Annotated in this window: 26 protein-coding genes and 4 pseudogenes; 16 read left to right on the forward strand and 14 right to left on the reverse strand. The window is 57.7% G+C overall.

Annotated features, from left to right (window positions below; genetic code table 11):
- Positions 1-315: 315 nt before the first annotated feature.
- Genes ACVI1L_RS24155 through ACVI1L_RS24170 form a run of 4 tightly spaced genes read left to right on the forward strand, consistent with a single transcriptional unit; the run spans position 316 to position 3,102 of the window.
- Positions 316-1,176, forward strand: a complete 861-nt coding sequence (locus ACVI1L_RS24155) for a tyrosine-type recombinase/integrase (RefSeq protein ID WP_456783988.1) — start codon at positions 316-318, stop codon at positions 1,174-1,176.
- Positions 1,173-2,117: a tyrosine-type recombinase/integrase gene (locus ACVI1L_RS24160; protein WP_456783989.1), complete on the forward strand. Its 945-nt coding sequence runs from the start codon at positions 1,173-1,175 to the stop codon at positions 2,115-2,117. Before ACVI1L_RS24155 ends, ACVI1L_RS24160 begins: the two co-directional genes overlap by 4 nt.
- Positions 2,107-2,247, forward strand: a complete 141-nt coding sequence (locus tag ACVI1L_RS24165) for a hypothetical protein (RefSeq protein WP_456783990.1) — start codon at positions 2,107-2,109, stop codon at positions 2,245-2,247. Before ACVI1L_RS24160 ends, ACVI1L_RS24165 begins: the two co-directional genes overlap by 11 nt.
- Before the next feature lie 21 nt (positions 2,248-2,268).
- Positions 2,269-3,102, forward strand: coding sequence for a tyrosine-type recombinase/integrase (locus tag ACVI1L_RS24170; protein WP_456783991.1), 834 nt, complete (start codon positions 2,269-2,271; stop codon positions 3,100-3,102).
- Between the two features lie 97 nt (positions 3,103-3,199).
- Here the strand turns inward: ACVI1L_RS24170 and ACVI1L_RS24175 are convergent.
- From ACVI1L_RS24175 to ACVI1L_RS24185, 3 genes and pseudogenes are all read right to left on the reverse strand, one after another.
- Positions 3,200-3,540: pseudogene (locus ACVI1L_RS24175) on the reverse strand (helix-turn-helix domain-containing protein); the annotation flags it as partial.
- A 347-nt stretch (positions 3,541-3,887) separates the two neighbouring features.
- A complete protein-coding gene (locus ACVI1L_RS24180; protein WP_456783992.1) occupies positions 3,888-5,024 on the reverse strand; it encodes a zinc-binding dehydrogenase in 1,137 nt (378 codons plus the stop codon).
- An 8-nt stretch (positions 5,025-5,032) separates the two neighbouring features.
- Positions 5,033-5,815 (reverse strand): phytanoyl-CoA dioxygenase family protein, encoded by a 783-nt coding sequence (locus ACVI1L_RS24185; protein ID WP_456783993.1) that lies wholly within the window; start codon positions 5,813-5,815, stop codon positions 5,033-5,035.
- A gap of 489 nt (positions 5,816-6,304) precedes the next feature.
- Between ACVI1L_RS24185 and ACVI1L_RS24190 the strand changes: the two genes are divergently transcribed.
- Positions 6,305-7,540 (forward strand): NAD(P)/FAD-dependent oxidoreductase, encoded by a 1,236-nt coding sequence (locus ACVI1L_RS24190; protein WP_456783994.1) that lies wholly within the window; start codon positions 6,305-6,307, stop codon positions 7,538-7,540.
- 543 nt (positions 7,541-8,083) lie between these two features.
- Here the strand turns inward: ACVI1L_RS24190 and ACVI1L_RS24195 are convergent.
- The 5 genes from ACVI1L_RS24195 to ACVI1L_RS24215 form a co-directional block, all read right to left on the reverse strand.
- Complete coding sequence (locus ACVI1L_RS24195; RefSeq protein ID WP_456785600.1) at positions 8,084-8,842, reverse strand: amino acid ABC transporter ATP-binding protein; 759 nt, start codon at positions 8,840-8,842, stop codon at positions 8,084-8,086.
- A gap of 98 nt (positions 8,843-8,940) precedes the next feature.
- Entirely contained in the window at positions 8,941-9,588 is a 648-nt protein-coding gene (locus ACVI1L_RS24200) for an ABC transporter permease subunit (RefSeq protein WP_456783995.1), read from the reverse strand.
- Positions 9,585-10,304: an amino acid ABC transporter permease gene (locus ACVI1L_RS24205; RefSeq protein WP_456783996.1), complete on the reverse strand. Its 720-nt coding sequence runs from the start codon at positions 10,302-10,304 to the stop codon at positions 9,585-9,587. Before ACVI1L_RS24205 ends, ACVI1L_RS24200 begins: the two co-directional genes overlap by 4 nt.
- 10 nt (positions 10,305-10,314) lie before the next feature.
- Positions 10,315-11,163 (reverse strand): transporter substrate-binding domain-containing protein, encoded by an 849-nt coding sequence (locus ACVI1L_RS24210; RefSeq protein ID WP_456783997.1) that lies wholly within the window; start codon positions 11,161-11,163, stop codon positions 10,315-10,317.
- A 303-nt stretch (positions 11,164-11,466) separates the two neighbouring features.
- Positions 11,467-12,693 carry an aminotransferase-like domain-containing protein gene (locus ACVI1L_RS24215; RefSeq protein ID WP_456783998.1) on the reverse strand — a complete coding sequence of 409 codons (1,227 nt, stop codon included), beginning with the start codon at positions 12,691-12,693 and terminating at the stop codon, positions 11,467-11,469.
- An 849-nt stretch (positions 12,694-13,542) separates the two neighbouring features.
- On the opposite strand from ACVI1L_RS24215, the gene ACVI1L_RS24220 reads away from it, so the two are divergent.
- From ACVI1L_RS24220 to ACVI1L_RS24240, 5 genes and pseudogenes are all read left to right on the forward strand, one after another.
- Positions 13,543-13,815 carry a hypothetical protein gene (locus ACVI1L_RS24220; RefSeq protein ID WP_456783999.1) on the forward strand — a complete coding sequence of 91 codons (273 nt, stop codon included), beginning with the start codon at positions 13,543-13,545 and terminating at the stop codon, positions 13,813-13,815.
- Entirely contained in the window at positions 13,758-14,282 is a 525-nt protein-coding gene (locus ACVI1L_RS24225; protein ID WP_456784000.1) for a thiamine pyrophosphate-binding protein, read from the forward strand. The genes ACVI1L_RS24220 and ACVI1L_RS24225 overlap by 58 nt, the downstream gene beginning before the upstream one ends.
- Entirely contained in the window at positions 14,279-14,875 is a 597-nt protein-coding gene (locus ACVI1L_RS24230) for a thiamine pyrophosphate-dependent enzyme (protein WP_456784001.1), read from the forward strand. The genes ACVI1L_RS24225 and ACVI1L_RS24230 overlap by 4 nt, the downstream gene beginning before the upstream one ends.
- A gap of 471 nt (positions 14,876-15,346) precedes the next feature.
- Positions 15,347-16,786 (forward strand): MmgE/PrpD family protein, encoded by a 1,440-nt coding sequence (locus ACVI1L_RS24235; RefSeq protein ID WP_456784002.1) that lies wholly within the window; start codon positions 15,347-15,349, stop codon positions 16,784-16,786.
- Between the two features lie 88 nt (positions 16,787-16,874).
- Positions 16,875-17,383 (forward strand): annotated as a pseudogene (locus ACVI1L_RS24240) (IS630 family transposase); the annotation flags it as partial.
- Between the two features lie 457 nt (positions 17,384-17,840).
- Here the strand turns inward: ACVI1L_RS24240 and ACVI1L_RS24245 are convergent.
- The 4 genes and pseudogenes from ACVI1L_RS24245 to ACVI1L_RS24260 form a co-directional block, all read right to left on the reverse strand.
- A pseudogene (locus ACVI1L_RS24245) lies at positions 17,841-18,035 on the reverse strand (IS5/IS1182 family transposase); the annotation flags it as partial.
- A 138-nt stretch (positions 18,036-18,173) separates the two neighbouring features.
- On the reverse strand, positions 18,174-19,730 hold the full coding sequence (tnpC, locus tag ACVI1L_RS24250) for an IS66 family transposase (protein WP_456784004.1): 1,557 nt from the start codon (positions 19,728-19,730) through the stop codon (positions 18,174-18,176).
- Positions 19,731-19,784: 54 nt separating this feature from the next.
- Complete coding sequence (gene tnpB / locus ACVI1L_RS24255) at positions 19,785-20,135, reverse strand: IS66 family insertion sequence element accessory protein TnpB (protein ID WP_456784005.1); 351 nt, start codon at positions 20,133-20,135, stop codon at positions 19,785-19,787.
- The gene (locus ACVI1L_RS24260; protein WP_456784006.1) at positions 20,032-20,595 is read right to left on the reverse strand and encodes a transposase; all 564 of its coding nucleotides are present in this window, start codon (positions 20,593-20,595) and stop codon (positions 20,032-20,034) included. Before ACVI1L_RS24260 ends, tnpB begins: the two co-directional genes overlap by 104 nt.
- Before the next feature lie 448 nt (positions 20,596-21,043).
- On the opposite strand from ACVI1L_RS24260, the gene ACVI1L_RS24265 reads away from it, so the two are divergent.
- The 4 genes from ACVI1L_RS24265 (at position 21,044) to ACVI1L_RS24280 (ending at position 23,139) form a co-directional block, all read left to right on the forward strand.
- Positions 21,044-21,184: a hypothetical protein gene (locus tag ACVI1L_RS24265; protein WP_456784007.1), complete on the forward strand. Its 141-nt coding sequence runs from the start codon at positions 21,044-21,046 to the stop codon at positions 21,182-21,184.
- A complete protein-coding gene (locus ACVI1L_RS24270) occupies positions 21,181-21,390 on the forward strand; it encodes an IS1096 element passenger TnpR family protein (RefSeq protein WP_456784008.1) in 210 nt (69 codons plus the stop codon). The genes ACVI1L_RS24265 and ACVI1L_RS24270 overlap by 4 nt, the downstream gene beginning before the upstream one ends.
- A gap of 579 nt (positions 21,391-21,969) precedes the next feature.
- The gene (locus ACVI1L_RS24275; RefSeq protein WP_456784009.1) at positions 21,970-22,473 is read left to right on the forward strand and encodes a hypothetical protein; all 504 of its coding nucleotides are present in this window, start codon (positions 21,970-21,972) and stop codon (positions 22,471-22,473) included.
- Positions 22,474-22,803: 330 nt separating this feature from the next.
- Positions 22,804-23,139, forward strand: a complete 336-nt coding sequence (locus tag ACVI1L_RS24280) for a hypothetical protein (protein ID WP_456784010.1) — start codon at positions 22,804-22,806, stop codon at positions 23,137-23,139.
- Positions 23,140-23,698: 559 nt separating this feature from the next.
- Here the strand turns inward: ACVI1L_RS24280 and ACVI1L_RS24285 are convergent.
- Positions 23,699-23,860: pseudogene (locus tag ACVI1L_RS24285) on the reverse strand (IS66 family transposase); the annotation flags it as partial.
- 388 nt (positions 23,861-24,248) lie between these two features.
- Here ACVI1L_RS24285 and ACVI1L_RS24290 point away from each other — a divergent pair.
- The gene (locus tag ACVI1L_RS24290) at positions 24,249-24,503 is read left to right on the forward strand and encodes a hypothetical protein (protein WP_456784012.1); all 255 of its coding nucleotides are present in this window, start codon (positions 24,249-24,251) and stop codon (positions 24,501-24,503) included.
- Positions 24,504-24,814: 311 nt separating this feature from the next.
- Here ACVI1L_RS24290 and ACVI1L_RS24295 read toward each other — a convergent pair whose 3' ends face one another.
- Positions 24,815-25,357 carry a DUF2889 domain-containing protein gene (locus ACVI1L_RS24295; RefSeq protein WP_456784014.1) on the reverse strand — a complete coding sequence of 181 codons (543 nt, stop codon included), beginning with the start codon at positions 25,355-25,357 and terminating at the stop codon, positions 24,815-24,817.
- 190 nt (positions 25,358-25,547) lie between these two features.
- Between ACVI1L_RS24295 and ACVI1L_RS24300 the strand changes: the two genes are divergently transcribed.
- Positions 25,548-26,312, forward strand: a complete 765-nt coding sequence (locus ACVI1L_RS24300) for an enoyl-CoA hydratase/isomerase family protein (RefSeq protein WP_456784015.1) — start codon at positions 25,548-25,550, stop codon at positions 26,310-26,312.
- The last annotated feature ends 35 nt before the right edge of the window (positions 26,313-26,347 follow it).

A 26,347-nucleotide genomic window follows, 5' to 3' on the forward strand; every position in this document is an offset into this window, starting at 1 on the left:
ACTGAGCAGGCCTTAAGCTCGTGAACATCTTAACTTGGCGAGCCGACGTGCCGCAGGACGTCGCGCCGCTCTTGCGTGGTGCCGCGACGATGGCGTTCAACGGCGATCGCGCTCGCGCACTGCTCCTTGGCAGCGGCTGATCGGAGAGAAGGAATGGGTGAAGTGACGAACCAGGGTTTGCTCGATCGACGAGAGGCAGTCGCGCGTCTGCTGACTGGACGAACCAAGCTGTTGGTCGTCACCGGATTTGGGTCTGCCTCGTAGGATGTCATGGTCGCGGGCGATCATTATAACAACTATTATCTGTAGGCTGCTATGGGTAGCGCTGCAACCGTCGGCCTCGGCTTAGCGACGGCGCGCCCAGACTACTCGGTGCTCGTGCTTGCTGGTGACGGTGTGACATGGATGCGCAATGAGCGCGGGTTCACGCCATCGACGGTGGAGCAATGGAGCCGGATAGTCGGCAGATTCCTGCGCTGGTGCGACAAAACCAACACAGCCTCGACCTTGCGGGCATTTCTGCGCTACGCGGCAAAGCGGGGAATGTGTACGGACCGCTTAGCGGCCTCGATTTGCCGGCCTCGGCTCTATCGACAGGAATCGCTGCCGTATGACCCAGAGTGGTGCGCCGTGCAGCGCATGTTGGCCGATGCCGAGACCGACGAGCCTCGGGACATCCGTGATCGTGGGATCCTGCTGCTACTTGCGGTCTATGGGATGCGCAGCGGCGAGGGGGCGGCATTGCGCCTCGATCAGATCGATTGGGAAGGTAGGACGCTCCGGCTTTACCGCCTGAAGCGCCGCCAGCCGCAGAGTTACCCGCTGGTTTCCTCTGTGGCTGAGGCGCTCGCCCGCTACATCGACACGGTGCGGCCGCCGTCATCATGCCCGGAAGTATTCCTCTGCATGCATGCGCCCCGTCGGCCGTTGAAGGCAGGGAGCATCTATGATGTCGCTAACCGCAGATTTGTTGCACTTGGAATCGACGCTGCCCACCGCGGCGGCCATGCGTTGCGCCACGCCTGCGCCTCTCGGCTTCTCGCCGAAGGTCTGTCGATAAAGGAGATCGGAGACCATTTGGGACATCGCAGCGTGGCGTCAACCAGCATCTACGCCAAGGTGAACATGCAAGCGCTTCGCGAGGTCGGAGCGTTCGACCTGGGAGGCCTCCAATGATGCTGACCCATGTTGTCGACGCCTATCTGGCCAAGCGGCGATCACTGGGGACGTGTTTCGAGTCCGCTGAGGTTCTGCTCCGCAGGTTCTGCCGAGCGATGGGCAATCGAGATATCGGCGAAGTAACCCCAGAGGCGGTGGCCGAGTTCCTCCAAGGCAAAGGATCGCTCAGTGCCGCCTGGATGCTGCGATATAGGGTTTTGAGCGGCCTTTATAGATTTCCCATCAGTCGCGGGTACGCGAGATCCTCCCCACTGCCGACAACGTCTCCAAAGCTGCCGCCGCAACAAACGTCCTATGTTTATTCCACGGAAGAACTGCGCCGCCTGTTGGACGCGACCTCGATCCTGAAGGGTGGGCATCGCCCTCACGTGCCGGCTATGTACCGTACGCTCCTCTTGTTGCTGTACGGAAGCGGCATGCGTATTGGCGAGGCGCTTCATTTGGTCTTGCAAGACGTGGATCTGACTGATCAGATCATCACCATCCGTGACACGAAGTTCTTCGAAACGCGCCTCGTGCCAATCGGACCAAAGCTCAACCAGGAACTGGTCGAGTACGTCGAGCGCCGTCGCCGGCTCCCTCTGCCGCGCGGGCAAGAATCTCCATTATTCACTACGCGCGGCAGTCGACCGTGGCACTATGTGCGCGTCATCTCCTGGTTTCAGCATGTCCGCCGAGCCGCCGGAATCAGTTGCCCTGTCGGCGAGCCTCGACCTCCACGGCTGCACGATATTCGCCACACAGCCGCGGTGCACAGGGTGATCGCATGGTATCGCTCCGGCCAGGAGGTGCAGCGACTGCTTCCGCAACTCGCAACCTACCTTGGTCACATCGATATCCGTTCAACCCAGCGCTATTTGCAGATGACGCCGGATCTCCTCCAGGCGGCCAGCGAGCGCTTTGCTCGGTACGCGATGGAGGCCGGCCATGAAGGATAAGAGCCTGCTTGGTCCGTGGATCCGGCGGTTCTTGCTGGAACATATGGTCGCCGAGCGCAATCTTTCCCGCAACACCCAAGCCAGCTACCGCGACACGCTGACATTGTTGCTGCCGTTTGCCAGCAAGTAGGGAGGCTGCGCCATCGATCGCATGACCGTGGAAGAGCTGACGCCGGAAGTCGTCCGCAAGTTCCTGGACCACCTGGAGCGCGATCGCCAGTGCAGCGAGGTTACCCGTAACCAACGGCTGGCGACCATCCATTCACTAGCGCGCTTTATCGGGACGCGATCGCCGATCCACCTGGCCTGGTGTTCCGAGATACGGGCAGTGCCGTTCAAGAAGACGGCTAAGACCGTGATCGGATATCTCGAAAAGGCCGAGATGGACGCGTTGCTAAGCCAACCTAACAGACGCACGAGTCTTGGGGTGCGCGACCATGTTCTGCTGCTTTTCCTATACAACAGCGGTGCTCGCGCCGATGAGGCAGCAAAATTGATGGTCGGCAATCTCCAACTGGGTGCGTCCCCGTCAGTGCGACTTCACGGCAAGGGAAACAAGGTCAGAATCTGTCCATTGTGGTCAACGACGGCAACCTCGTTGACTCGTCTTGTGGCCGACCGGAACAAAAGTGAAGCGGTCTTTCTCGGGCGGACGAACCAGCCTTTGACGCGCTTCGGAATACATCGTCTCGTGACGCAATATGCCGCTATGGCGGGCGAAACGGTGCCGACGTTGGCGACGAAGCGCGTGAGTCCACATACTGTTCGGCACACAACGGCCGTGCACCTGCTGCGCGCCGGCGTCGACATCAACACGATCCGTGCTTGGCTGGGCCACGTGTCATTAGATACCACGCACATCTATGCTGAAGTCGACCTGGAGATGAAAGCAGAGGCGTTAGCCAGGGTCGATATCAGCAGCCTGAGGCCGCCGCCTCGGCAACCCTCTCTCCCGTCGTTGATGGCATTCCTGAAGGCCCTGTAGGTCGAAAGGTCCACACTCTTATGTTGCGGAGCGAGCCAAGGAGGTCGGCGAAATCCATGGCTCACTCCAGCAGCGACAACATAAATCTGGCCGCAACATAACGCGAGTACCGATATCCGCCAGGCTCGGCGGCGATATACTCCTTCCACAGGATCGACAGCGTCCGTGCTTGCGTTTGAGCTCGCGGTGCACGGTCGCCCAGTCCGGCTCGGCGATGCGGCGGTGACCCTGCCGGTTGCCATTGCCGGTCTTCGCGAACAGGCGGAGTTCCAGAACCGTGTCGGTAACGTCGTCCGGCAACGGCCAGGTCAGACCCGCAGCCTCGAACCGCCGGATCGCCAGTCGCACCGTCGAAGGCGCGGCGCCCTCCCGTCGCGCAATCTCGCGGCTCGGCAACCCGGCCGCCTTCATCCTGATCACATCGCGCACACGGCGCATCGCAAGCCTCTCCGTCGGCATCCAGGGTCCCCTTCGCAAAGCCGAAAGGGTTGACCCTATGGGAGCCAAAAGAGGCCTCGTCACCCGGGCGACATCATCCCGGAACGGTGGGCGACATCATCTCGGAATAGGTGGGCGACTTCAAAACTTCAAATCGGAATGGTGGGCGAGATCATCTCGGAATCCCGGGCGACATCGACCGGAATCCGCACTTCAGGAACTAGCGCGACTTTGTCGGCGAATTTCGGGGGGCAGAACACTAGCAACTTAGAGCTTTTATCATTAGCTACTGCGACGTGCCGGCGCCACAAATCCGATAGTCATAGCCATGTGGTCTCGGTTTTCGGTTAGCGACAAAACGTTCCGCACTTCAGCACCGCTTTCACGACGGTGCCTGCAGCAACGGCTTGCATGGCGCAGTTGACATCGGCAAGATCGAAGAGCTTGACAAGCCTCGCCAGTGGAAAGGCGGCGGTGAGCCGCGGAAGCATGTCCACGTAACGCATGAGATGTTCGCCGCTAAAGGCCCATGAGCCAACCACGTCGAGCTGTCGGCGCACGATCTGGTGCGGGTTGAGATCGGTGTTGCCGCTGTCTGTGTATTGACCTACGACAAGATAGGATCCTCCGCGGCGGGCTAGATTTACGCCCTGAGAGACCGCGGCGGGGACGCCGGTGCACTCAATGACCAAGTCCGCCCCCTTGCGCTTCGGCGTGAAGCTGAGGACCTCCGAGAGCGCGGTTTCGATGGGGCGACCGACGATGTCAATACATAGATCCGCAAGTCCACACTCCGATGCCAGCCTCAGCCGGCTTGCCGGTGCCCCGACGAGAATTAGCTGCCCTGCTCCTGCGAGCTTGGCTATGGCGGCCGCTGCAAGGCCGACGGGACCGGCGCCTTGCACGATCACGGTCTCACCAAGCCGCACCGGACGCCGCTGAAATGCGTGCACCATCGTCGGTCCGGCGCAAGCCAGAGCCATCGCCGCGATCTCGTCTGTGCCCTCCGGGATTCTGACGATGGTCGTGCCGCTCTGGAGGCAGATGAAGTCCGCCCAGGCGCCGGAAAGCGGCTCGTCCGTGGCAGTGCTGCGGTTGATGCCATAGGTCTTTCTATGGTCGCACAGCGTCGGTTCTCTCCAGATGGAACAGGCTTCGCAGTGGCCGCAACTGATCGAGGACGCCCACATCACTAAATCACCTGACCTGATCTGAGTGCCTTTCGAATCCGTTTTAAGGGACTGATGGATCCGGTGGATCCTGCCTAATCCCTCATGGCCGAGCACTAGGGGGGTGATGATAGGCAGGTGCCCTTGTTGCAGGTGTAGATCGGTGCCGCAGATGCCCGCGTAAAGAATCTCGACGATGGCTCCGTTTACCGGCGGTGCTGGTACCACGAACGTCTTGATGGCGACATCCTTACCGAACTCCGTCAGGACGGCGGCGCGACCGGTGACATCCGTTCGGACTGCATCGGATACCATGCGAACTCCTAGACTAGGGGCCTATCGTCGACTGCCAGCGGAGGCGTAGCAGGTCGAATGATATATTCCGAACGGGGCTTGTCCCTCTTCGGTACATTGTCGACATCGTTGTAGGTGACAATCAGCAGGCGGCGCGGGAACGGCGACATATTGATCGAAGAGCCGTGGATCACTTTGGAATTGAAGAAGATGACGCTCCCTGCCGGACACTTCGGGCTGACCATCTTATGATCGTTGAGAAGTCTCTGCATCTCACCGGTCGCCGGCGCATAGGCGAGTGGATCGACGTGCGCGCTTTCCTTGCTGCCGTCGACGTCGATCGAAGAACCGAAGGCCAAGTGGGAGCCAGAGATGAAAATGAGCGGGCCGTTGAACTCTGTGAGGTCATCGAGGCAAAGCGCAATATTGACCTGATTTGGCTTCGGCAACTGGTCGACCGCATGCCAGACCGAAAAATCGTAGTGCCAAACCCAGGACTCGCCTCCCAAAGGTGATTTCGAGTTTATCTTGAACTGATAAAGATAGAGATCGTAGTCGACAAGTTGTTTTGCACATCCAAGGAACCTTCCGCTTTTGATCAGAATATCAAACTCGGGCTGACGAAGATTGGATGCATAGATTGCGCGGATTCTGCTGCCGTCCGACTCTCTTATGACATACGGTCCCTCGTTCTGGCAGTCGCGAGCATATGCTGCCCGTAGCGTCTCGACCTCATCAGTCGAGAACATGTCAAGGACCTCGAGAAATCCGTCCCGATGATAGGCCTCTATTTGTTTACGTACGAGCTGCATTTTCGTTGGTCTCCGAGATAATTTGACGACGATCGATTAGAACACGCTGGCCAGCAAAATGGAGCCACCGATGTTGGTAGTCGAACGTTGACGTTTCAGCCTGGCACGGCCGAGGAACTGATGCTCGGTTCGAGCTCCCACCACATAGAGGTCTGCCTGGCCAGAAGCCGTGGTTGTGCCCTTGTTCACTTCTGTGCGGCTGTGAAAACCGACTGGCTCATGCCCGACGCTGTCGTGAGCTCCCTCGATGTGGGCTCTCGACTACGAGGGGATGCTCACCTCATGGATTGCGCTTGACGACCGCGAGGTGTTGGTTATGCGTTGTCCCGACTTCCCTGAAGGGGTTGACGCCGCGATAGTTGCTGCAAAGCGTGCTCCTGATTACCTGGAGAGAACCGAGAGAAGCTGATATGGCGCTGGGCGCGCGCATTGGCGAGTGCCGAAGTGCGGGCAACCGGGCCTTCGATTGACAAGGTAGGAAACACCAAGATGAGTGCCGAAAGCGCAATTGTAATCGGCGGTGGGGTCGTCGGCCTATGCAGCGCGCTAGCTCTACAAATAGGGGGCCTCGCCGTCTCGCTGATTGATCCGATGCCGGTTGCGCACGGTTGCAGCTTTGGCAATGCTGGCGTCATCGCGCCAAGCATCTTTCCGTTAAGTGCGAGCTACGGCTTGAAAAAGCTGCCGCAAATGTTGCTTAACAAGAATTCGCCTGCGACAATTGACTTACCTTCGCTTCCGGCCTTGACCTCTTGGGGGCTTCGGTATGCTCTGGCGACGCGATCATCATTGTCGCGGCAGAACACCGAAACGCTCCACGAGCTTTGCCGCACGGCTTACGCCTCCTATCGCAAGCTGGTTGGTGACGAATTTATCTCCATACCAAAGAACGGTTGTCTCTCGATATTTCTCGACGAGGCCGATGCCGTTGCTGCCCATGCGACAAACAAGCGCATGCGCGAACTCGGGGTGGCAATACGCGAACTTGATGCGGAGCAAGTTGCTGCACTGGAGCCACGCCTTTCAGGCATAGCCCAGGGCGGAAGCCTGATGGAGGAGGCTGGTCATATCAGGAACCCACATGCGTTCGTTAAAATGCTTGCAGAGCGTTTCCAGCGGCGGGGTGGAGAAATCATTCGTGATTTCGTGCTTGAGCTTTCGACCGACCCTTCAGGTAGAGTGAAGGTCAAGGGCGAGAGCGCAGGCTATTTGTCCAATTACGCGATCGTCGCTGCTGGCGCGCAAGTAAACTCCTTGACCGAGCCGCTTGGGCATAGAATTCCTTTGATCTCGGAGAGGGGGTATCATTGGGAACTGGATGTCGCGCCCGACTTTGTCACGCGCCCGGTTATTGTCGCATCTCTAGGTGCTGTTTTGACCCCGAGCGAGAGGGGACTCCGGCTTGCGGGTCTAAGTCATTTCTGCAAGCCGGGCCGGGAAGCAAAGCTTGCTCTCATGGATGCCTTGCTTCAACGCCTGGAAAAATTGTTTCCGGGTATATCCTCGCGGACTGACTGCAATGTCTGGAGCGGTGAGCGGCCTACGACGCCGGATTCACTTCCGATCATAGAAAAGATCAGAGGTCTTGATAATATAGCTATCAATACGGGCCACGGCCACGGCGGATTGACACTGGGCGCAGTTACAGGTCTTTTGACCGCGAATATCCTGTCGAATGCTTGTTCGCCTTTAATCGGTAAACTTAATTCTCGGAGATTTTTCTGATCTGCAAGATGCACCCGAAGAATATGCTCAAGATGATAATGTTCGATTCCGTTTTCTAATTTGCGCGCACGGTCTGGGTGTGTAATATAGAGTCCCGCGACCAAACTTGGCTTTGTGGCACAAGCGTTTGACGGGAGCCAAGGTCCGATATGCGGTTTGGTCCATTTGAAAGCCTTCGGCTTCTTATAATCGGCTCGATGAAGGCACGGAATGTCGGCTTCGAGTTGCCTGCTTCGCTGGATCTGCTTTCCGGTGAGTTCAGCGAACCAGCATTCGACCTGACTGATTCATAACGCGGAAGTCGGTGAGAGTGGACATGCTAATGCGGGCGTTGAGCGAACCAAAGTTTGATCTTGAGTATTTTGTGGTTTCGCGTCGTTATCCATGACGATCTGAACGTCCAGCCCTCCAAGGACCTGACCATCGTTGGCTTTCAGGAGTTTCAAGAGCTCGCATGCCAGGTGGGGCTTGTAGCGTTGTTAAATGCGAATCCCGCGGGGCGCAAGAAGAGCCTCGGATTGTCTGCGTGGGAAGGTCGGGAGTTCAGTGACTCAGGACGGATTTCAGGAAGGAGCGCGTGCGAGCTGAGTTGGCATTGCTGAATATCTTATCGGGCGGGCCTTGCTCGATAATGCGGCCGTCGTGGAAGACCGCGATTCGGTCGGAGATTTCGCGTGCAAAACGCATAGCGTGCGTGACGATCAGTAGCGTTACCTTTAGCTCGTGCGCGATAGTGCGCACTACGGTGAGGACTTCTCCGGCGAGCTCAGGATCCAGAGCCGATGTAATTTCATCCAAGAGGAGTATCTTAGGCTTTAGAATGAGCGTCCGCGCGATCGCGATGCGCTGCTGCTGACCTCCGGAAAGTTCGGGGGGGTACGCATGAATCTTTTCTTCAAGGCCCACTATCCGAAGATATTCACGCGCACTCTTCTCGGCTTGCTCCCTAGTTTGTCGTAATACTGTCCTGGGCGCTAAGGCCAGGTTTTGCAGCACGGTCAGATGTGGGAAAAGATTGAATTGTTGGAAGACCATGCCACAGCGGCGGCGAATTCGCGCCTTCTGCGAGCTCGATAGCGGATTGCCGGCTCGATCGAAGAGGATGCTTTCGCCAAAGACTCGGATATCGCCGCTCGTGGGCTTTTCCAGAGCCATTACCAGGCGGAGTACAGTCGTCTTTCCTGAACCGCTCGGACCGATCAGCGTTACTTTTTCGCCGGGCCGCACTTGCAGGTCGAGATCGAGCAGGACGCGGTGTGCACCGAAGGATTTCGAAACCTTGTTGAATTCGATAGCGTACATTGCTGGCTGCTTTTTGGGAGCGGATGCATCTGCGTCTACCATATAGAAGGCTGCGACGGCAGCTGTCATAAAGGAGGACGCTAGTAGGTTCAGCGGTGTTAGGCTTGCTTATCCTTGAACCGAGAAAGGAGATAGAGGAACGGCACGTTCATGATCATGTAGAACAGACCGGCAAGCGTGAAGGGTTCAAGATAGCGAAAGCTTTCGTAACTGGCCGTGTTGGCCTGGCCCATCAACACTGGCACTCCGATCGCAAACAGGAACGCGGAATTCCGGAACAACGCTAACACGTGATTGAGCAGGGCTGGGCTAGCTCGTTTAATCATCAACGGAACGAGTGCGTGTCGCCATGTGACATAAGGGCTCAAATTGAGCGCGACGCACGCGTCGCGCAGCTCGGCTGGGATTGTGATCAGGCTGCCTCGATACACCTCCGCGCAGAGCGCGGCATAGACGACACCTAGCACGCCGATGCCAATGGGCATCGCCGGAAGCGTAAGCCCCGCTTCCGGTAGGACATAAAACGCAAAGTAGAGTAGAACAAGGATCGGGACCCCCCGGAAGAGTTCAAGCAGAAAATGCAGCAATGCCCGACCGAGCTTGGTACTCGCACTTTCCAAGATCGCAAGCAGGAGTCCCGCCGTCAACGCGAGGGCTGAGCTGGCGAGCGTCACCAGGACGGTGTACCAAGCGCCTAGCATGAGGTGTGGAAGAATTTGCAGGGCATAGCGCCAGTCCCACGTCATTGGGTCACCTCTGCAACGGACTTCGCCTCACACGCGACTAGCAGCGTGAGGCGCGCAGCTCGCGCTGCTCGATTCAGCGGGAGCATGTGCTCGATCGCACGAAAAGCGGCAGCACAAAGAAGGCACAGCATCCAATAAAGTGCGCCAAGGAGGCAAAAGACGGTGGCGGTCTCAAATGTTTGTGTGCGAATGTTGTTTGCGACATAGAGCACATCTTGCACGCCAACGAAGCTCACGATCGAGGTCCACCTGATCATATCCCTCGCCAGGCCGCCAAAAGCGGGTACGATCTGTGAAAGAGCCTGGGGCAGCACTACCTTCGTGAAACATTGAATTTTGCTCAGTCCAAGCGCATTGCAAGCGTCGGTTTGCCCGGGATTCACTGTTTCAATCCCGGACCGAACGATCTCGGCACCGTATGAGGCTCCAACGAGCGATAATACTGTTATCGACGCCGTGATGGGACTCAGGGGTGGTAGCAACGGCAGAAGCGGCAGCACATAAAATGCCCAGAATAGCCAGACCAGAGCTGACGGGCCACGGATGCATTCGATGAGGAGCATCGCGGTTATTCGTATCACTGTCGTTTTCGAGAGCCTCAGCGGGCCGAGCACGAGCGCGCCAAGTGCGGCACCAAGGATAGTGCAAAATGCGACCCAAACAGTGACCCACAAGCCCTGCACGACTGAAGGCCAGTACTCAAGCACAGCAACCATTCGACGCCCCTTACTCGCAGGTTGGCTCGGCGTCGCTAGCCCTGGTGAGTTTAGCAAGTGTATCCCAATTCGGGAATCCGTACTTTACAACGTACAGCTCCTTCATCGCGCCGCTGTTCCTTAGGCGGTCAAGTTGGTTGTTGAATGCATCGCGGAAATCAGCATCCTCCTTGCGGATGGCAATACCGATGCTACTAACCGGCGACGTGTTGTCGATAACACCATCGACACCTTTTTGCTGCGGATTTGGTACACTGAATTGCCCGGCAGCGAAGGCATCGGCCCGCCCCCCTATGACGGTGGCAATTCCCGCCTGAATATCCGGAACACGAACGAGCTGATCTGACCGGATTCCTTGCTTGACCGCGTATGCCTCTTGCGCTGAGCCGGTAATGACCGCGAGCTCAATATCGGAGCTTCGTGCAAACTGAACGTACCCAGTAAGTCGCTTCGGGTTTCCTGGCAACACATACAGCGCATCCTGCTGCGCGGTGACAGGAGCCGAAAACGACACCATTCTGCAGCGCGCCTCATTGATCAGAAGGCCGCCGGGCGCTAAGTCGAAGCGGTGTGCTTGCAAGGCAGGTATGGCGGCATCCCACGTCATCAGAACAGCGGTGAGCTTCGGTACGCCCATGCCTTTGAGAGCGAGTGTCGTCACCTCAATAAGATAGCCTTGCAGCTCGCCAGAAGGCGAAGCGAACGCAAAAGGTGGGGCTGAATTGATTACCGCTTTTGCTTCTCCGGCTTTACGCATAGACTCGAGGAGGGATTCCGTGGTTCGTGCAAACATCGGATGCGAATGACCAGATGATGCGAGCAGCAGGAGCAGAAACGAGACTTTTGGTACGGCACGCATGTCGTAATTCCCACTTCTTTCGTTCATCGTTTAAGCGAAGTTATTCCTGTACGTGCACGATCTCTTATCAAGATGCGGACGAAATCTGGTCGTGTCCAACTTCATCGGTGATAGCGCGAAGGCGGAACATTTCTGGCTCCGCAGCACAGTCACCGTTTAGATGCCAAGCCTCATCGTCGGACCAGACCGTCGCGGAATCTGAAGTCTGGCTGGTCACTTCGTCCGCCATGGATATTTACGTCACAATTGTGTTTGAGAGGCTCGATATTGTGTCCCGCAATTTCGGAGACGTGGTGACGATGGTCAGCGAAGCCGCTCATGATCGGAGAACCCGGTTGGTATTGCATCAACCTCGCACCGCATCGCGGTGTAGGCTTGACCCAACCGTTGAATGCCTTCTGTAATCTGGGCGGGCGTGCTGAAACTGTAGGCGAGACGCAGGAATGAGCCTGGCGGTTGTTCGGCGAAGCATAATCGACCCGAGAGGGTGGCTACGCCCATCTTCGTAGCGCGCCGCACCAATTCGTCCGCATCAATCTCGGCGGGTAGCCGCACCCAAAGGAAATAGCCGCCGCTCGGCGTGCAGACCGATGTACCGGGAAGATGCTCGCGAATCGCGTCGATCATCTTGTCACGATGCACACGAAGAACGCTTGAGAGTCTTGCGATGTGCTGGTCCATCTTGCCGTTGCGAAGAAGCTGGACAACGATTCGTTGCAGCAACGGGCAGGTGCCGCCGTCGGCTTTGTGCGAAGCCATGCGGCGGATGATGGCGGGGTCGGCGTTCACCCAGCCGATGCGCAGCCCAGGCGCTAGTATTTTTGAGACGGTGCCTAGCCCGATCACTCGGCCGCCCGTGTCGAAGGCCTTGATCGGGGGCACCGGCTCCCCCTCGAACCGGATCCGGCGGTAGGGATCGTCTTCAATGATGACGAAGGCATACTCTGTGGCCAGCTCGATTAACCTTTGACGGCGAGCAGCCGACATTGCGATACCGGTTGGATTGTGGAAGTCCGGCATATCGAACAGCAGCTTGGGCATTCGCTCGCTGGCATCGAACCGTGCTTGCAGCCGGTTCCGCAGGATCTCCGTGTCCATACCCTCTCCATCCTGCGGTATGGAAACGAAGTGTGCCTCGGCATTGTTGAGGATTTTGACGGCATTCAGGTAGGTGGGAGCGGCTACGATCACAGAATCGCCTGGATCAAGGAAAGCCCGGCAGGCCAGCTCCAGCCCCTGTTTGGCGCCATTGACGATCAGGAGGTTCTCTCGAGTCGACGCGACCCCATCCCGGTGGAGATGCTCGATAATCGCGTCACGCAGGTCGTCCAGCCCGTAGAGCGGACCATATTGCAGTGTCTCACTCTTCAACTCAGCTGCCGCCATTGCTTCGGACACAATGTCTGGCAGCGTGTCGGGAAAATCATAACCGCCACCAAGCTCAATGAGAGTGCCGCGCGCCGTCGCGCTAGGGGCGACAGAATCGTGTGCCCGTTTCGCCCAACGATAGCTCGGTACGATCTGATTCATATTTCCTCCTTCCAAGCAGTTTCGTCTGCGTCCAGATCGGCTGGTCGACTGAAAGTCGTCCAGGCAATACGTCATTATTGGAATTGCTCGTTACTCACAATCCGCACTAGGTCGCGGGCATACTGAGCATCATGGAGTATTCCTAGATGAGCTGCTGTGCTTCACGGCGAACAGCATCCTCCGCCGAATCGACGCCGCAATGGACGTAAGAACTGGCGCTATCCAACGAAGACGTTATCATGCGTCGAACACCCAGCGAGTGTGCTTTCGGCGTTGGCTTGTACCTGAGAGCCGGCAATAGATACCATGTGCAGGAGCGTTTTTCATGGAGTAGAGTTCAGAACACTGCACTTCGACAGACAACCCGCCGGCGAGTCTATCGGGGCCGTTCGCGAGAGAAATTGTGATTGATGTTGCATCCGGGCCTCCTTGCGATTGGAGAGATGCTAATAGTTGACGACCGCACGACCAATCACCAACGTTGGTAGGTTGCTCGCCCGAAAATGAGTGCTGCCCTGTATGGGCCTAAGGTGGTAAGCGCGGCTACGCCATGACAACGCGCGGCCGCACAAACCGGGCAAGGCAAACCTGAAGCCCCGAAGGGCAATTAGCGCTCACAGGCGATTGAGCGGCGGACAGCGACTGTCGCACTTTCTCCAGCGCTCCGTTATGATTCATAATGCCTTTGCGGTTCGCCCGAACCAAATGGTGCTATTGACATTTTGGCGCAGCCATTGGCGCTCTCAATTCCGGTAGTTGGCCGGACTTCGATCACACAGTACGGTCCTAGGAGCACCAGCTTGCGCGGCGCGCTTCCCAAACGTAGCCTAGTATTGCAAACAGCAACACATGTCTGAGTTCGAAGAAGAGACAAGGGCATTTGTCGATCTGCTTCGAAAGATCGCCAAGAGTCGCCAGGCGCCGAGACGCGCATTGTCCGACGTGGGGCGAATAGCTCGTCTTGGCATGGTTGAAGTGACGTTATTAGGAAAGCAGAACCAAATGCTGGCGCGACAGCGACGTCTCTCGAAGAAAGTCAACTTCGATCCGGAGGAGCAATACTTATGGGTGCAGCAGTGGTCGGACATGAAACGTGGCAAGAAGATATCTTCCGTGTACTAAAGCGGCATAGCGTGAAGCACATTGTCTACGTTCCGGACACTCCGCATTCTATGACGATCCGCTTGGCCGAGGCGGACGATGAGATAAACGCAGTGGTTCTGACGACGGAAGAGGAAGGCATCGGCTACTTGGCCGGAGCGTGGCTGGGCGGCGAACGCGGCGCGCTGCTCATGCAGTCAAGCGGCGTCGGCAACTGCATCAACATGCTGGCGCTCCAGTCCAATACGCACTTTCCGCTTCTGATGGTCGTTACCATGCGCGGCGATTGGGCTGAGTACAATCCGTGGCAGAACCCCATGGGACGGGCGACTCAAAAGGCGCTGGAGCTAATGAACGTCCTTACCTGGCATGCGGTCGATCCCGGAGATGTCGCGCCGCTTCTGCACGGCGCTGCCACCATGGCATTCGATGGGGACCGTGCGTGCGCCGTGCTGGTTGGACAGCGACTTTTCGGAGAAAAGAAATGAGTGAAGTGACGCATGACGGTGCCCTCGATCGCCGTGAGGTCGTAGCTCGGCTACTTGCCGGTCGGGAGAGACTATTGGTCGTAGGCGGTATCGGTTGGGCCGCGTGCGATGTCATGGCCGCGGGCGACCATGACAACAATTATTATCTCTGGGGGGCGATGGGCAGCGCCGCCACGATTGGTCTCGGCCTTGCAACGGCGCGACCTGATCACTCGGTGCTTGTGCTCACCGGCGATGGAGACATGCTGATGGCTTTCGGGGCGCTTGCAACTATCGCCATCCGTAAACCCTCCAATCTGACGGTCGCCATTCTTGACAATGGCCACTTCGGTCAGACTGGGATGCAGGAGACCCATACCGGTCGTGGGCTAGAGCTCGAGCAAGTCGCCAAGGCCTGCGGCTTCGCGTCGGCTGACAAGATCACTACTCTCGACGGCGTTGACGATTTGCGCGCAAAGATCGCTAGCCGATATGGGGTGAAGTTCGCTGCCATCAAGATCGCAGCCAACAAACCCACGCTCGTTCTGCCATCGCGCGACGGGGCGTACATCAAGAACCGCTTCCGCTCTGCGCTCGGGTTTCTGCCTATCTGAGGCGCATGTTACTGCATGGCGACAGAACGTCTAACGGATTAAAGCCATAGCTGAGAGCCGCTTGATTGACCGAAGAGAATCTCTTGCGTCTTTGCTCATGGACAACTTTGATGGGTGCAGGGCGCGTCGAGCGAGTTGGCCGCGGGGCCAGGTCACGGATGAACCCCAGAAGCGGTGAGACCGGTACGTCATCAATCACCCTGCGCCGATACGTCGATCGTGAGTCGCCACGGAGAACAGGGATCGTTTGGAACGAACTATTCTACTCTTCGAACCTCCAGACGATCCCGATGGACGATCGTCGGGCGTCGTACACTCGGTCTACCAGGCCGTAAGGTCGCTCTCGAAATTGGTAGTATCACGAGCCTGGATCATGACGTGACGATGCGCTCCCATCGATACACTACGCGGGGTCCAAAGCAGCGATGCTGCATCAGCGCGACGCTTTAGCCGCTCACTTAGGAGTCTTTGATGCTAGATACCTCTCTCGATCTGACCGGCGCTCTTGCTCGATTTGCCTCGACTCTCGATCTTGGCGATGTGCCAGCTAGCATAAAGGCCAGCGCTCGTCTTCTTCTGCTCGATTCGATCGGCTGCATGATGGCCGGGACCCGAACGCGTATGGCGCCGATCGTATACGGCTCGGCTGAGTTCTTGGGAAACGGTAACGTCGCCTCTGTGGTGGGGCGCAAAGAGCGGGCGAGCCTTGCGGGCGCGCTATATGCCAACGGCCGTCTCGCGAACTGTATGGATCTTGATGAGACATTTCCGGCGGGCCATCACTTTGGCGCAACTGCCGTCGTTTCTGCTCTTGCGCTAGCGGAGTCACATAAAGTGACGGGTTCGCGTTTCCTGCAGGCTATGATCACGGGATATGAATTGGGTGGGCGTGTGGCGAGTGCATTAGGACCGCCTATGCTCTTCACGGAGGGCTGCCTGACCGGCTTTCCGCTCCTTTACAGTTGCTCTGCGTCGGTTGTATTCGCGGCAGCAGGTGTGGCGATCCAACTGGAGTCACAGGACGACACTTTGGCCCGGCAAACGCTTGGCATAGCCGGTTCGAATACCCCACTACCGACGACGGGAATGTGGGGAGCTTCGACAATAGATTTGCCGGACTGCAAATACGCTGACGCGGGTTGGGCGGCACTTGCCGGCGTCTTTGCGGCGCGGTCCGCAGCGCTTGGCGCGACCGGCTTTTCCAGTATCTTTGATGGCGATCGCGGCCTGATCAAAATGTGCGGTACAGACCATTTCGATCCGGATGCCCTGGTCGGCGGCTTTGGTGCGCGCTGGATGCTGGCCGATATTACTTACAAACCATGGCCGATGTGTCGTTGGACGCATCATCCGCTGACTGCGCTCGTTAAAGCCATCAGCGAGGCGAATATTGACGTTCAGAAAATTGAACGGGTCGTTATCGGCACTAACGTCTTGGTATGCACTCCGCGTTTCAGAAATCCTGCCCCGCGCACGTTTTGTTCGCGTCAGTGGAGCATTCCGCACGCTGTGGCAATGATACTACTCGGAATTCCCGTTGGCTCGGCATGGTTAGACCCGGCGCAAGACGATGATCAAAATGTTAGAACGCTACGAGAAAAAGTAAGCATCGAACATTGGGGCCCCGCAAATGCGTTCTCAACCCACCTGGTACGCGGACAGTGGCGGAATATGCCCGCGCGCGCTGCGATCATGATGCGCGACGGCTCACGCTTTGAAGCGGAAACGGAATTCGCGCTTGGCGATCCGTGGACGGCTGATACAGCATACGATGACGAACGCGTAATAGAAAAGTTTCGTGCTGTCAGCGGGCTATCGAGCGTACGCGCGGACGAACTCATCCAGTTCGTATTGGATATCGAGACGCAGCCAAACGTTGAGGCGATTGCGTCAGCGCTCCGTCACGCTTGAGAACGGTTCTGTCGGCGGAGACAATTCGTGGCCCGCCGCGCAATTCAGTGGGCAGCACGAGCTTGTGGTGTTGTGTCGCTGATAGGCTATCGATCTTGACCCTAGGCGCCTCGTCCTTATCGACGAAACCAGCGCCAACACTAAAATGGCGGCTTTACGGGCGCTCGCCACGCGGCGAGCGATGTCGTGCGGCCGTCCCACACGGACATTGGAAGACGACGACATTCACCGCTGGATTGCGCTTCGACGGTTGATTGCGCCGCTTGTTCTGGACGGTCCGATGGATGGCGACGCTTTCCTGGCCTATGTCGAGCAACTCGCCCCATCGCTGCGGCCCGCGCGACACCGCCGTCATGGACAATCTGCCCGCCCACAAGGTCCATGGCGTTCGAGAGGCCATTCAGACCGTCGGAGCAAGCCTGCTCTATCACCCGCCCTACAATCCGGACTTCAACCCGATCGAGATGGACCTTCTCCAAATTGAAGGCGCTGTTGCGCGCCGCTGCCGCGCGCACCATGCCTGATATCTTGCAAGCTAATGCTATTGAACGCTTCTCACCCGAGGAATGTCAAAACTGTCTCGCCGCTACTGGATAGTACGCATCCGACGGGCGCCGTCTCGCGTGACGCGAAGTAATTCGCGAAGCGTGTGACCTTAATGTATGGTCCGGCCGTGCGTTGCGAGAAGATTCGTCGAATTGGCGGCGGCGGTCTTGCATCAATGTAACCGGCGTCTGGTTGGAGCGTTTGCGCTCCGGGCCATCATGGATATCAGCACGCGTGCGTTCTGATTAGTCTACAGGCCTCGAACGGGCCATTTAGGTCACCAGTGACCGCACACGCTCGGAAGACCGATCCTCCATTTTGTCTTGTCTTCTCGCAGACCTCGGCTGGAGACGGTTGATGCGGCTATGTCATCGCTTGCTCCTGATATTGCGTAGTTCCTTTGTTCGGACCAGGGGGCCGTTCCTTCGTCCAGGCCCGCAGGACGTCGATCGCGTCGCGCGCAGGGGCGGTCAAGGCCGGCCGTCACTCTTGCTTACGGTTGACTTGACATCGACAGCCCTAAGCGGGTCTCGATCCCGGGCCGGCCGTTCTCGCTGTAGAGCGGCGCGATCTCGCCGTCGATCCACTCCCAATCGACCTTGCCAGCGAGCAGAACCAGCTCGTGCTTCATGTTGATGATCTGGTCCAGCCGTGCCCGGAACAGATCGTTCGATCCCGTCGTCTTATGCTTCTTCGGCCGCATCGTCCCCCTCCGATGCAACACAGAATCATGGTCCGCAGCGAAGGGAAATCCATAAAACGAAATTGCAGGGTTTGGGCTTCTCAAGCCCCCAATCCCTGCAATCTCAGATGCCTCCGCATCCGAAAAACAGACTCCCGCTCAATCGCTTAGAGGCTTGTTCACGGACGACTCGAGAACGTCGGTCAGATAGTGCCGTGGGTCGATATCTTGTAGCTTTGCCGAGTTGATGAGCGACGCGAGAATGGCCCATGTCTCGGCGCCGCCTTCGCTGCCCGCGAACAAATAGTTCTTCTTTCCAAGCCCTATCGGCTTGATGCTGCGCTCGACCGTATTGTTGTCTATTTCAATGCGTCCGTCATCGATAAAGCGCGTCAGGCCGTCCCAATGGTTGAGGGTGTAGCGGATGGCCTTGCCCAAACCGGACTTCTTCGAGACTTCCAACAGCCGCGCCTCGAGCCAGGGCTTGAAGTCCTCGATCAGCGGTCTGATGTCGGATTGTCGCACCGCAGCTCGCCGCGTCGCCGGCAAACCGCGAATGCGATCCTCAACGGCGTAAAACATCGCGATCCGCTGCAGCGCTTCCGCGGCAATCGGCGATTTCGTCCCGACGTGGACGTCCCAGAACTTCCGCCGCGCATGCGCGAAGCAGAACGCTAGTTGTACCAGACGGCCGCCGTTCTTGATCAGCCCCTTGTAAGCGGCGTAACCGTCAACCTGCAGGATGCCGTTATAATCTCTAAACAGCTGCTTGGCGCGGATCGCCTTGCGATCCTCGGCGAACACGTAGACCACCGCTGGCGGCGCAGGGCCGCCCCATGGGCGGTCATCGGTGGCGATCGCCCAGAGCTGGCAGACTTTGGTTCTGCCACGGCCGGGATCGAGAACTGGCAGCGGCGTCTCGTCGGCAAACAGCCGCGGGTAGGACATCACCGAGTGGCGCAACAGCGTGTGAAGCGGCTTCAGCCACCAGGCGACGCGGCCCATCCACGAGGCTAGCGTTTGCCGGTCGAGCGTGATGCCTTGGGCGGCAAACATCTGTTCCTGGCGATACCGCGGCAGCTGGTAGCCGTATTTCATGACCGCGACGTGGGCCAGCAAAGCTTCCGTCACCATTCCACCGTCGATCGCCTGGGCCGGCGCGGGTGCCTGTACCACACCCTGGCGGCAGCCCCGGCAGCCGTACCGCGGACGCACGGTGCGCTTGACCCGGTACTGCATCGGAATGATGTCGAACGCTTCCTTGACGGTCTCCCCGATCTTGTGCAGCTGCTCGCCGCAGCAGGGGCAGATGTGGCCCTCGATATCGATCACGACATCGATGCGCGGCAAATGCTCCGGAAGCTTCCCCCGGTTGCGTCGTGCCGGCCGCTTTCCACGGCCCTCCGCTCCGTCAGGCAGCCTGCCTCCGGTCACGTCGTCGTTGGCGGCGGCATGAGCCGCCTGTGCCCTGATGCTGAAGAGAGACAGCTGTCCGATATCCAGTGTCTCGGAGCGCGGACCGAAGATCGTGCGCTTGTACTGGGACAGGATCATCAGGAGCTTGTCGTTCTCCTGGATCGCAGCGTCGCGTTGGGCGATCGCTGCATCACGCGCGGTCGCCAGCGTGCTGCATTCCTCCGACAACGCCGCAAGCCGTGACGAAAGCGCCATCACGGTTTGTCGGAGCAATGCTGGATCGGAAGGCAAATCACTCATGCAGAGTGATTCTACAACAACTCTGCGTGAGTGACGAACGCCTCTTGATAATGATCAACCTGCTCGTACCGGCTGATCCACAGCTCGCATCGGCACATGCTTCCAGTCCGAGCCATCGAGCAGGACCGAGAGCTGAGCATGGGATAGCGACATGACGCCTTCCTTGATCGGCGGCCAGGTGAACTGCCCCTCGATTCTTTTGTAGTAAAGGACAAGGCCGCTTCCATCCCAGGTCAGGATCTTCACGCGATCTCGGCGCTTGGAGCGGAAGACATAAAGTCCGCCGTCGAACGGATTGGCTTCAAAGGCCTCGCTCACCAGCATCGCCAGCGAGTCCATGCCGCGGCGGAAATCGACCGGCTGCGTCGCAATCCAGATCGACAACCCAGCTCGAAGCCCGATCATCGACCAACCGTCCCGACCGCCGCCAACACCTCGCACAGTACCTGCCGGTCGACTGTCCCTCTGACACGGATACGAACCGCGCCGACCTCAATCTCGATCGTCGCCGGCTCCTCCCTCTGGCCGCCACAGCTGGTGATCGCGACCGGGATAAAGCCAGTGGCATGCCTCTGTCCCCGTGCTCCGCGACCTGCGCCGGCGTGCTCTGGCGACGCCAGAGAAACAACAGGCTTGGACTGATGTCGTGTCGCCGCGCCACCGCCGACACGCTTGCACCCGGCGCAAAACTCTCCGCGACAATCGTCGCCTTTGCATCGGTCGACCAGCGCCGACGCCGGCCCGTCCCGGTGATGATCTCGACACGCTGCAGCGTGTCGGCGCCGTGTTCGAGGATAGGCATATGCCTATCCTTATCGCTATCCTTACGACTATCCTTGGACATTGTGACCTCGCGACAAACCATTCCGCGAGATCTTCCTAGCCGACCAGATCAACCCTCAGCGTGTGGTCTCTGCATGACGCTCACCGCCTATCGGTGAGACCGGCGTTTGGCTCCGTCGCGTGATGCAGGGATACCTGAACTACCACGCGATCCCGGGGAACCTGAAGCGGCTCGGCATGTTCCGCGCCGAGGTTTGCCGGGCCTGGCTGCGCTCGCTTCGTCGACGCGGCCAGCGCTCTCGCATGACCTGGGAAAGGTTCCGACGATTCATTGGGCGATACATCCCGAAAGTCCGCGCATGTCATCCGCATCCCAACCCAAGGTATACGTCATGACCCAAGGCAGGAGCCGTATGCGGTAGTTCCGCACGTACGGATCTGGGCGGGGGGCACGGAGAAATCCGACCGCTTCAGGCGGCGTTTGGCTGGACGAATAGCCATCTCTTCGAGTTCCTAGCCGGCGAAGGACGTTGGGTATCCCTGATCCCGATGGAGATTTTGGCTCTCGGCCCTTCGATGCTCGCAAGACATGGCTCTCCAATATCGTTCAAGAGATCGGCGCGAAGACGATCCATTATCTCTACGACTTCGGCGACAGCTGGATCACGTGATCAAGCTCGAAAAGTGGTTCGACAACACGACAACGGAGGGACTTCGCGTCTTGCTTGATGCCGCCGGCCGTTGTCCTCCGGAAGATGTCGGCGGTGCGCCAGGCTATAACAGTTCGATCCCAACGTCGTCGACCGGAGGGCGCTCGAAGCCGCCGTCAACGCATTGTCGGAAATATCCGCGCCGGCGCACCACGCGCTCAAAATAGACGTCAAGCACCAATCAAATGGGCCTCAGAGCTACGCTTACAGTTGATCGATGCTCCGGTCTCGTCAACGAAGGCCCGCTTTGGGATCGAGCGGTTGTGCGAGTTCGGCCTGCGCTTCGCGAGCCCTAAGATCTACCTATCCTGATCGTGCGTGATCGCGTTTTTTTGAAGGTCACGAAGATCGTCGAGAAAACACTTAAAATCCGCAGCGTTGCTAACTCTGAGACGGAGCAGCGGGAGGAGCCCCAATTCCAAGTCCCGTTTCGTGATACCTAGGGTGAGTGATCGAGGTAATATGCCTAAAAGGGCCATGCTTTGCTTCCCGCCAGAAATGGTAGGGGACTCCCATCTCGTTTGCTGTATCTTCTATCGTAGAAGCGCTCGCTTCGATATTAGATCGTTAGAATAATGGCTAGCGGCGAGCTCTAAACGCTCAGAGATACTGACAGCTCTTCGGATCCACGAATTCAAGAGGCTGCACATGACACGACCGATAAACATCTTTACGCCCGCTAATGGAATGCCAATGCGGTCACTTGCTCAACTTCAATTGAACGCGCGTTGTTGCCGGAGCGACCTATGCCGATGGCGCTAGTAGTGGCCGCAAGACCTTACTTAACAGAATTGTGGCAAGCAGTCGATCAATCTAGGATTCAAGTGGTTCCGGCCGAGTTCGAGCATACCGTTTCTTTGGCCGCCCAACATCAGCCGGATCTCATCCTTATTGCCTCGCCGCCGATCGCAGATGTATTGGAGACGTGTCAACGCCTTCTTGAGAGTAGTTCAACGAGAAATATTCCGATTTTTTTGATACCGGTGGACTACAGCCTGAGCGATGGAAGTCCTTCAGCTCCTCGAGCGACCACTGTCAAGTTCCCTTATTGGCTAGAGGAGCAATGTGTTAAAGAAGGGGACGCGCGGGACCGCGGTCAATCCATGGTCAGCAATCCACGGCAGACGCAACTCCTTAGCATTCTCGATCTCCTTCGCTATGCAGAGGCCGAGGTAGCAGAGTTGGATATTGAGACATCGGTCGCACTTTTGGCAGCTACGATCGCCGATATCACTCAACACTTAACATAGTTTCGTCTGCAGGCGCGACACAAGGCTCCGAGGACACTTTCACCACCTATAACTTTGACCACTCGGGCTGATCGGTGAAATCTCAGTCCAAAGAATCACTTGTGACTCCCTTCTGAGCACCTGGCCCGCGAATTTAGGGACGCGCGCCCCCAACGGCAGATTCCGCAAGCGGCTTACGCGGATTGGAAGCGCCGTGGGACAAAGCATACACTCGTCTGCCAGGATTGGGCAAATACCAAGGTGAACTGTACCAAGGTGAACTGCCCCCGTTTTGACCGGACACGGGCATTAGCTAGCCGGAGCAGCGGCGCCTAGTCCTAGGATACGTCTATGTCCGGCACGTTTTCGAAGATGGCTTCTTCTCTAACGACCGGGGCAGCGAAGCGGACGTTCTCGCCGATCGATTTCCAATCGACACGTCTCGCCGATACCGGAGGCATCGTTTTTGTGCTGCACGATACAACCGAGTTCAGCTATCGACGCGAAAAGTCAGAAGCGATCGGCATCACTAAGAGCATAAACAGTGGGCGGGCGCGTCGCCTCAGGTCGCACGTGGTTTGCGGCATCCTGATGCATTCGAGCCTCGCCATTACAATCGAGGGGCGCGCTGGGTGGCGGCCACTAGGTCCTGGCCCGGAAAAAATTCAACGGGACGGCGGCGTTTAAGAGAATACGGATCCGATCGAAAGAGGGAAATGTGCGTCGGTTTAGAAAATCTCAAGTAGTCTACGCAACGCTTGGATCATTGGGGGCGATGCATCTCGGTGATCGCGAGAGGGCACTACGAGCTATTTTGCGCAGCATAGGAGATCGGAACTCATTCTCCTGATCAGGACTTGCGTCGACCAGCTTGGCTGGAGACGTGGGTCACAGGATCACTGACGAAATGGACGAGGTTGCCGTCAGTGGGTTTCATCGCATCGAAGTCTGAGACTGCGATGGCAATCCTGACGAGGCTGTTCTTGAGATTATGTACGCAAGATTCGCATCCTGCCGCCGACCGGAAAGTAGAAGCGCTACCCCGCCCTGACCCCGACAGTGATCCATGCCGAAAAGCGTAGCACGCCGAAAAACAAAAAGAAGATCGATTGCTCACATCGGCTCACAAACTCAGCAGCCGATAGCCGAACGCTCACTGAATCTCCTCCGAATGAGCGTAAGCGACAAGCCGAGGCCGTCAGGCGGCGTGGTTCCATGGCATATGCGCGTCGATTTCGCCGCTCCGTCAACCGTTGGCGATACGCTGCAGTGTTAGGGCGAGCCAGGCGAGGGAGTCGACGTTGTTCATTTTTGCGTCTGCAGCAGCGTTGCGATGGTCGCCTAGGTTTGTCCGCCGCCGGGCGCGGCCAGCGAAGAGGCTATTCCTTCTCGTAATTGTTTGTGGCCGGCCGCGATCGGATCGCACGAGCTTGTTATAGGCGGCATAGCCACTCATTCACTCATTCCCACGACCTGCCGGTCGCTCCGAACCTGATCGTGCACGATTTCACGGCTCCAGCTCCAAACCGGGTCTGGCTCGCCGATATCACCTGCATCCCGATCGTGGAGGGTATCAGCGCAACTACAAGGATCCGTGGCGATGCCCAGCGTGATCTCTTCCCCTTCAATCGAGGGCTTCTACAACCGAACAAGGCTCCATTCCGCCTTGGCGTATATCGCCTCGATCGAGATGGAGCTAAAAACCCGCCTAACGCCGTCCACTTTCTCGTGGGAAGATCCCTGGCCGCCGAGACCTGGAGGACGGCGCACGTCAGCCTTACCGGGTAGGCATCGCGATGATCCTCGATGAAGCGGAACCTCTTGTCCGAGTTCTGGCAAAGATCGCGATCGACTTTTTTAAAATGTCCCGTTCCATGCGCAGCCGCTCGTTCTCCTCGCGCAGCCGGGCGATCTCGGCAGCGTGGTCCGCCGGCATCGGCGCCGCCTGCGTAATGGGGCGCCGCGTCGCCGATGCCGGCTCCTGCCGGAGCTTCTCCACCCAGCGCCGCAGCACCGAATCGCGCAGCCGAGTTCCTTGCCGACCGCCGTGATCGACCGGCCACTCGATACCACCAGCTCAGGCCTGCCGCTGTCCTCCTCGGTAAACGACCGACGTTGATGCTCTTGCATCCGACACCTCCGGGCTCTCAGAGCAGCCTACTACTACAGGTGTCCAGCCATTCGGAGGAGGTTCAAACATTCCAGCCGGCCAAATGCGATCTGAGCTATCCGTACCCAACGAGTTGCATCGAGGTGCCGGGCGAGCTCCGAGCCCCTGCATTGAACGGTCCATGCGACTTAAAACGCCAGTCAGCCTCGCCGCGTGTTGTTAACACGAAGCTGAAATTCCCGAGTTGCACTATTACTCCGCCGGCAAGTTTGGCCAAAGTTGCCGCACGACCTCGCCATTGCGGCGATATGCGACGCAACTATCGATCAATCCCGGTCGAGGTTGCGTGCTGAATGCTCCTTCATCATACAGGACGGGCAAAATGGTCTGGAATGCTGCTGAGGCGATAGCACCTAGGAGTTCGGTAAGGTGAACGCAGCTTGCAACTCCGCCGAGTTGCTCTCTGAACTGCTTTTTCCAACCGGGCTCTATCTTGAGACCTACGAGCGGCGCGAACGCGCTCACTGCCTCGGAGCACGCCGGATAAGGATTCTTGTCGCTCGCGAGAGCGAGGGCATGGATTCTAAAGCTGGAATCAACCGTCAGCCGCAGCCACATGTCATGCATGGGCTCACCCGGAGGCACTTCTCCACGCCAAGGATTCCTATACATGTTGGCTTTTGAATCAATCAGGCGGGCCTCGATGTCCCACAGCTGATCGCATCGGCGGTACCCGCACGCCTCTATTGTCCGGCGATGTAGGAATTCTCGTTCGACTGGAGCCGGAAGGGGCATCGGACTCTCCTTTCAAGTTGGAGCGCTTGAAGGAAGCATCTTGCCGCGTCGTCGCTGCTGTGCCAAGAAGATAATTCTTACCATAGATGTACATAAAAGTTGGACAAATGCCCACTATAGATGTAAGAGCAACGCTCGAATTCTTCGTGAGCGAGTTGCGACATAGCTGATACAATCAGGCGGAGACGCTATGACGATCCTGAAAACGGAAGATCGAGGCGCGGTCTTGGTCGCGCGGTTCAATCACGGCAACGCTAACAATCCGATGAGTCTGGAACTCGAGAAGGCCGTGCGATCAATATGCCATGAGACGGAGGATAATTCAGCGATACGGGCTTTAGTATTGACTGGAGGAAACGACCGCTCCTTTTGCGTTGGCGGTGATTTTAACGAGGTGATTCGACTTTCCGAACGCGCGGAGGTTGAGGGATTTATCGATAGGATGATCGATTTCTACTCTACCATACTGAACGTCACCAAGCCGACCGTCGCTGCAATCGGCGGATACGCAATAGGGATCGGCTTCCAGGTCGCGTTATCTTGCGATTGGCGCGTCGGATCGCTAGAGACCAAGTTGCTTATGTGGGAATTAAAGCATGGTTTCGCCTGCACGATTGGCGGCTATATGCTTGAGAGCTTTTTGGGTCGAGCGGCGATGTCCGATATTATCTATGGGTGCGAGGCCATTCCGATTTCGTGGGCAGCGGACCACAAATTGCTTAATGAGGTGGTAGATTCGAAGAGCTTAGTGGACAGTGCCATCGCGCGAGCGAAAACCCTCAGTGAGTTTCCCGAAATTACATTTCGGCGAACAAAGGAGTTGTTCAATCAACGCTTCATCGCCGGTCTGCGCGAGATCGCGCTAGACACGAAGGAAGCACATGTTGCCGGCTTTGGGAGTCGGGCCGCCGACCAACACATTATGCGCGTCCTGGATGATAAACCGAAGCACTAACGGTTAAGCTCTAACCATTTTAGCCTGTTTCGGAT

Source organism: Bradyrhizobium sp. USDA 4516 (assembly GCF_054055915.1).

Bases quoted from the DNA above. Each gene is read 5' to 3' on its own strand.
- ACVI1L_RS24155 (WP_456783988.1), top strand. From the start codon at position 316: ATGGGTAGCGCTGCAACCGTCGGCCTCGGCTTAGCGACGGCGCGCCCA.
- ACVI1L_RS24160 (WP_456783989.1), top strand. From the start codon at position 1,173: ATGATGCTGACCCATGTTGTCGACGCCTATCTGGCCAAGCGGCGATCA.
- ACVI1L_RS24165 (WP_456783990.1), top strand. From the start codon at position 2,107: ATGAAGGATAAGAGCCTGCTTGGTCCGTGGATCCGGCGGTTCTTGCTG.
- ACVI1L_RS24170 (WP_456783991.1), top strand. From the start codon at position 2,269: ATGACCGTGGAAGAGCTGACGCCGGAAGTCGTCCGCAAGTTCCTGGAC.
- ACVI1L_RS24180 (WP_456783992.1), bottom strand. From the start codon at position 5,024: ATGGTATCCGATGCAGTCCGAACGGATGTCACCGGTCGCGCCGCCGTC.
- ACVI1L_RS24185 (WP_456783993.1), bottom strand. From the start codon at position 5,815: ATGCAGCTCGTACGTAAACAAATAGAGGCCTATCATCGGGACGGATTT.
- ACVI1L_RS24190 (WP_456783994.1), top strand. From the start codon at position 6,305: ATGAGTGCCGAAAGCGCAATTGTAATCGGCGGTGGGGTCGTCGGCCTA.
- ACVI1L_RS24195 (WP_456785600.1), bottom strand. From the start codon at position 8,842: ATGTACGCTATCGAATTCAACAAGGTTTCGAAATCCTTCGGTGCACAC.
- ACVI1L_RS24200 (WP_456783995.1), bottom strand. From the start codon at position 9,588: ATGACGTGGGACTGGCGCTATGCCCTGCAAATTCTTCCACACCTCATG.
- ACVI1L_RS24205 (WP_456783996.1), bottom strand. From the start codon at position 10,304: ATGGTTGCTGTGCTTGAGTACTGGCCTTCAGTCGTGCAGGGCTTGTGG.
- ACVI1L_RS24210 (WP_456783997.1), bottom strand. From the start codon at position 11,163: ATGCGTGCCGTACCAAAAGTCTCGTTTCTGCTCCTGCTGCTCGCATCA.
- ACVI1L_RS24215 (WP_456783998.1), bottom strand. From the start codon at position 12,693: ATGAATCAGATCGTACCGAGCTATCGTTGGGCGAAACGGGCACACGAT.
- ACVI1L_RS24220 (WP_456783999.1), top strand. From the start codon at position 13,543: ATGTCTGAGTTCGAAGAAGAGACAAGGGCATTTGTCGATCTGCTTCGA.
- ACVI1L_RS24225 (WP_456784000.1), top strand. From the start codon at position 13,758: ATGGGTGCAGCAGTGGTCGGACATGAAACGTGGCAAGAAGATATCTTC.
- ACVI1L_RS24230 (WP_456784001.1), top strand. From the start codon at position 14,279: ATGAGTGAAGTGACGCATGACGGTGCCCTCGATCGCCGTGAGGTCGTA.
- ACVI1L_RS24235 (WP_456784002.1), top strand. From the start codon at position 15,347: ATGCTAGATACCTCTCTCGATCTGACCGGCGCTCTTGCTCGATTTGCC.
- tnpC (WP_456784004.1), bottom strand. From the start codon at position 19,730: ATGAGTGATTTGCCTTCCGATCCAGCATTGCTCCGACAAACCGTGATG.
- tnpB (WP_456784005.1), bottom strand. From the start codon at position 20,135: ATGATCGGGCTTCGAGCTGGGTTGTCGATCTGGATTGCGACGCAGCCG.
- ACVI1L_RS24260 (WP_456784006.1), bottom strand. From the start codon at position 20,595: ATGGTTTGTCGCGAGGTCACAATGTCCAAGGATAGTCGTAAGGATAGC.
- ACVI1L_RS24275 (WP_456784009.1), top strand. From the start codon at position 21,970: ATGCCGATGGCGCTAGTAGTGGCCGCAAGACCTTACTTAACAGAATTG.
- ACVI1L_RS24280 (WP_456784010.1), top strand. From the start codon at position 22,804: ATGTCCGGCACGTTTTCGAAGATGGCTTCTTCTCTAACGACCGGGGCA.
- ACVI1L_RS24290 (WP_456784012.1), top strand. From the start codon at position 24,249: ATGATCCTCGATGAAGCGGAACCTCTTGTCCGAGTTCTGGCAAAGATC.
- ACVI1L_RS24295 (WP_456784014.1), bottom strand. From the start codon at position 25,357: ATGCCCCTTCCGGCTCCAGTCGAACGAGAATTCCTACATCGCCGGACA.
- ACVI1L_RS24300 (WP_456784015.1), top strand. From the start codon at position 25,548: ATGACGATCCTGAAAACGGAAGATCGAGGCGCGGTCTTGGTCGCGCGG.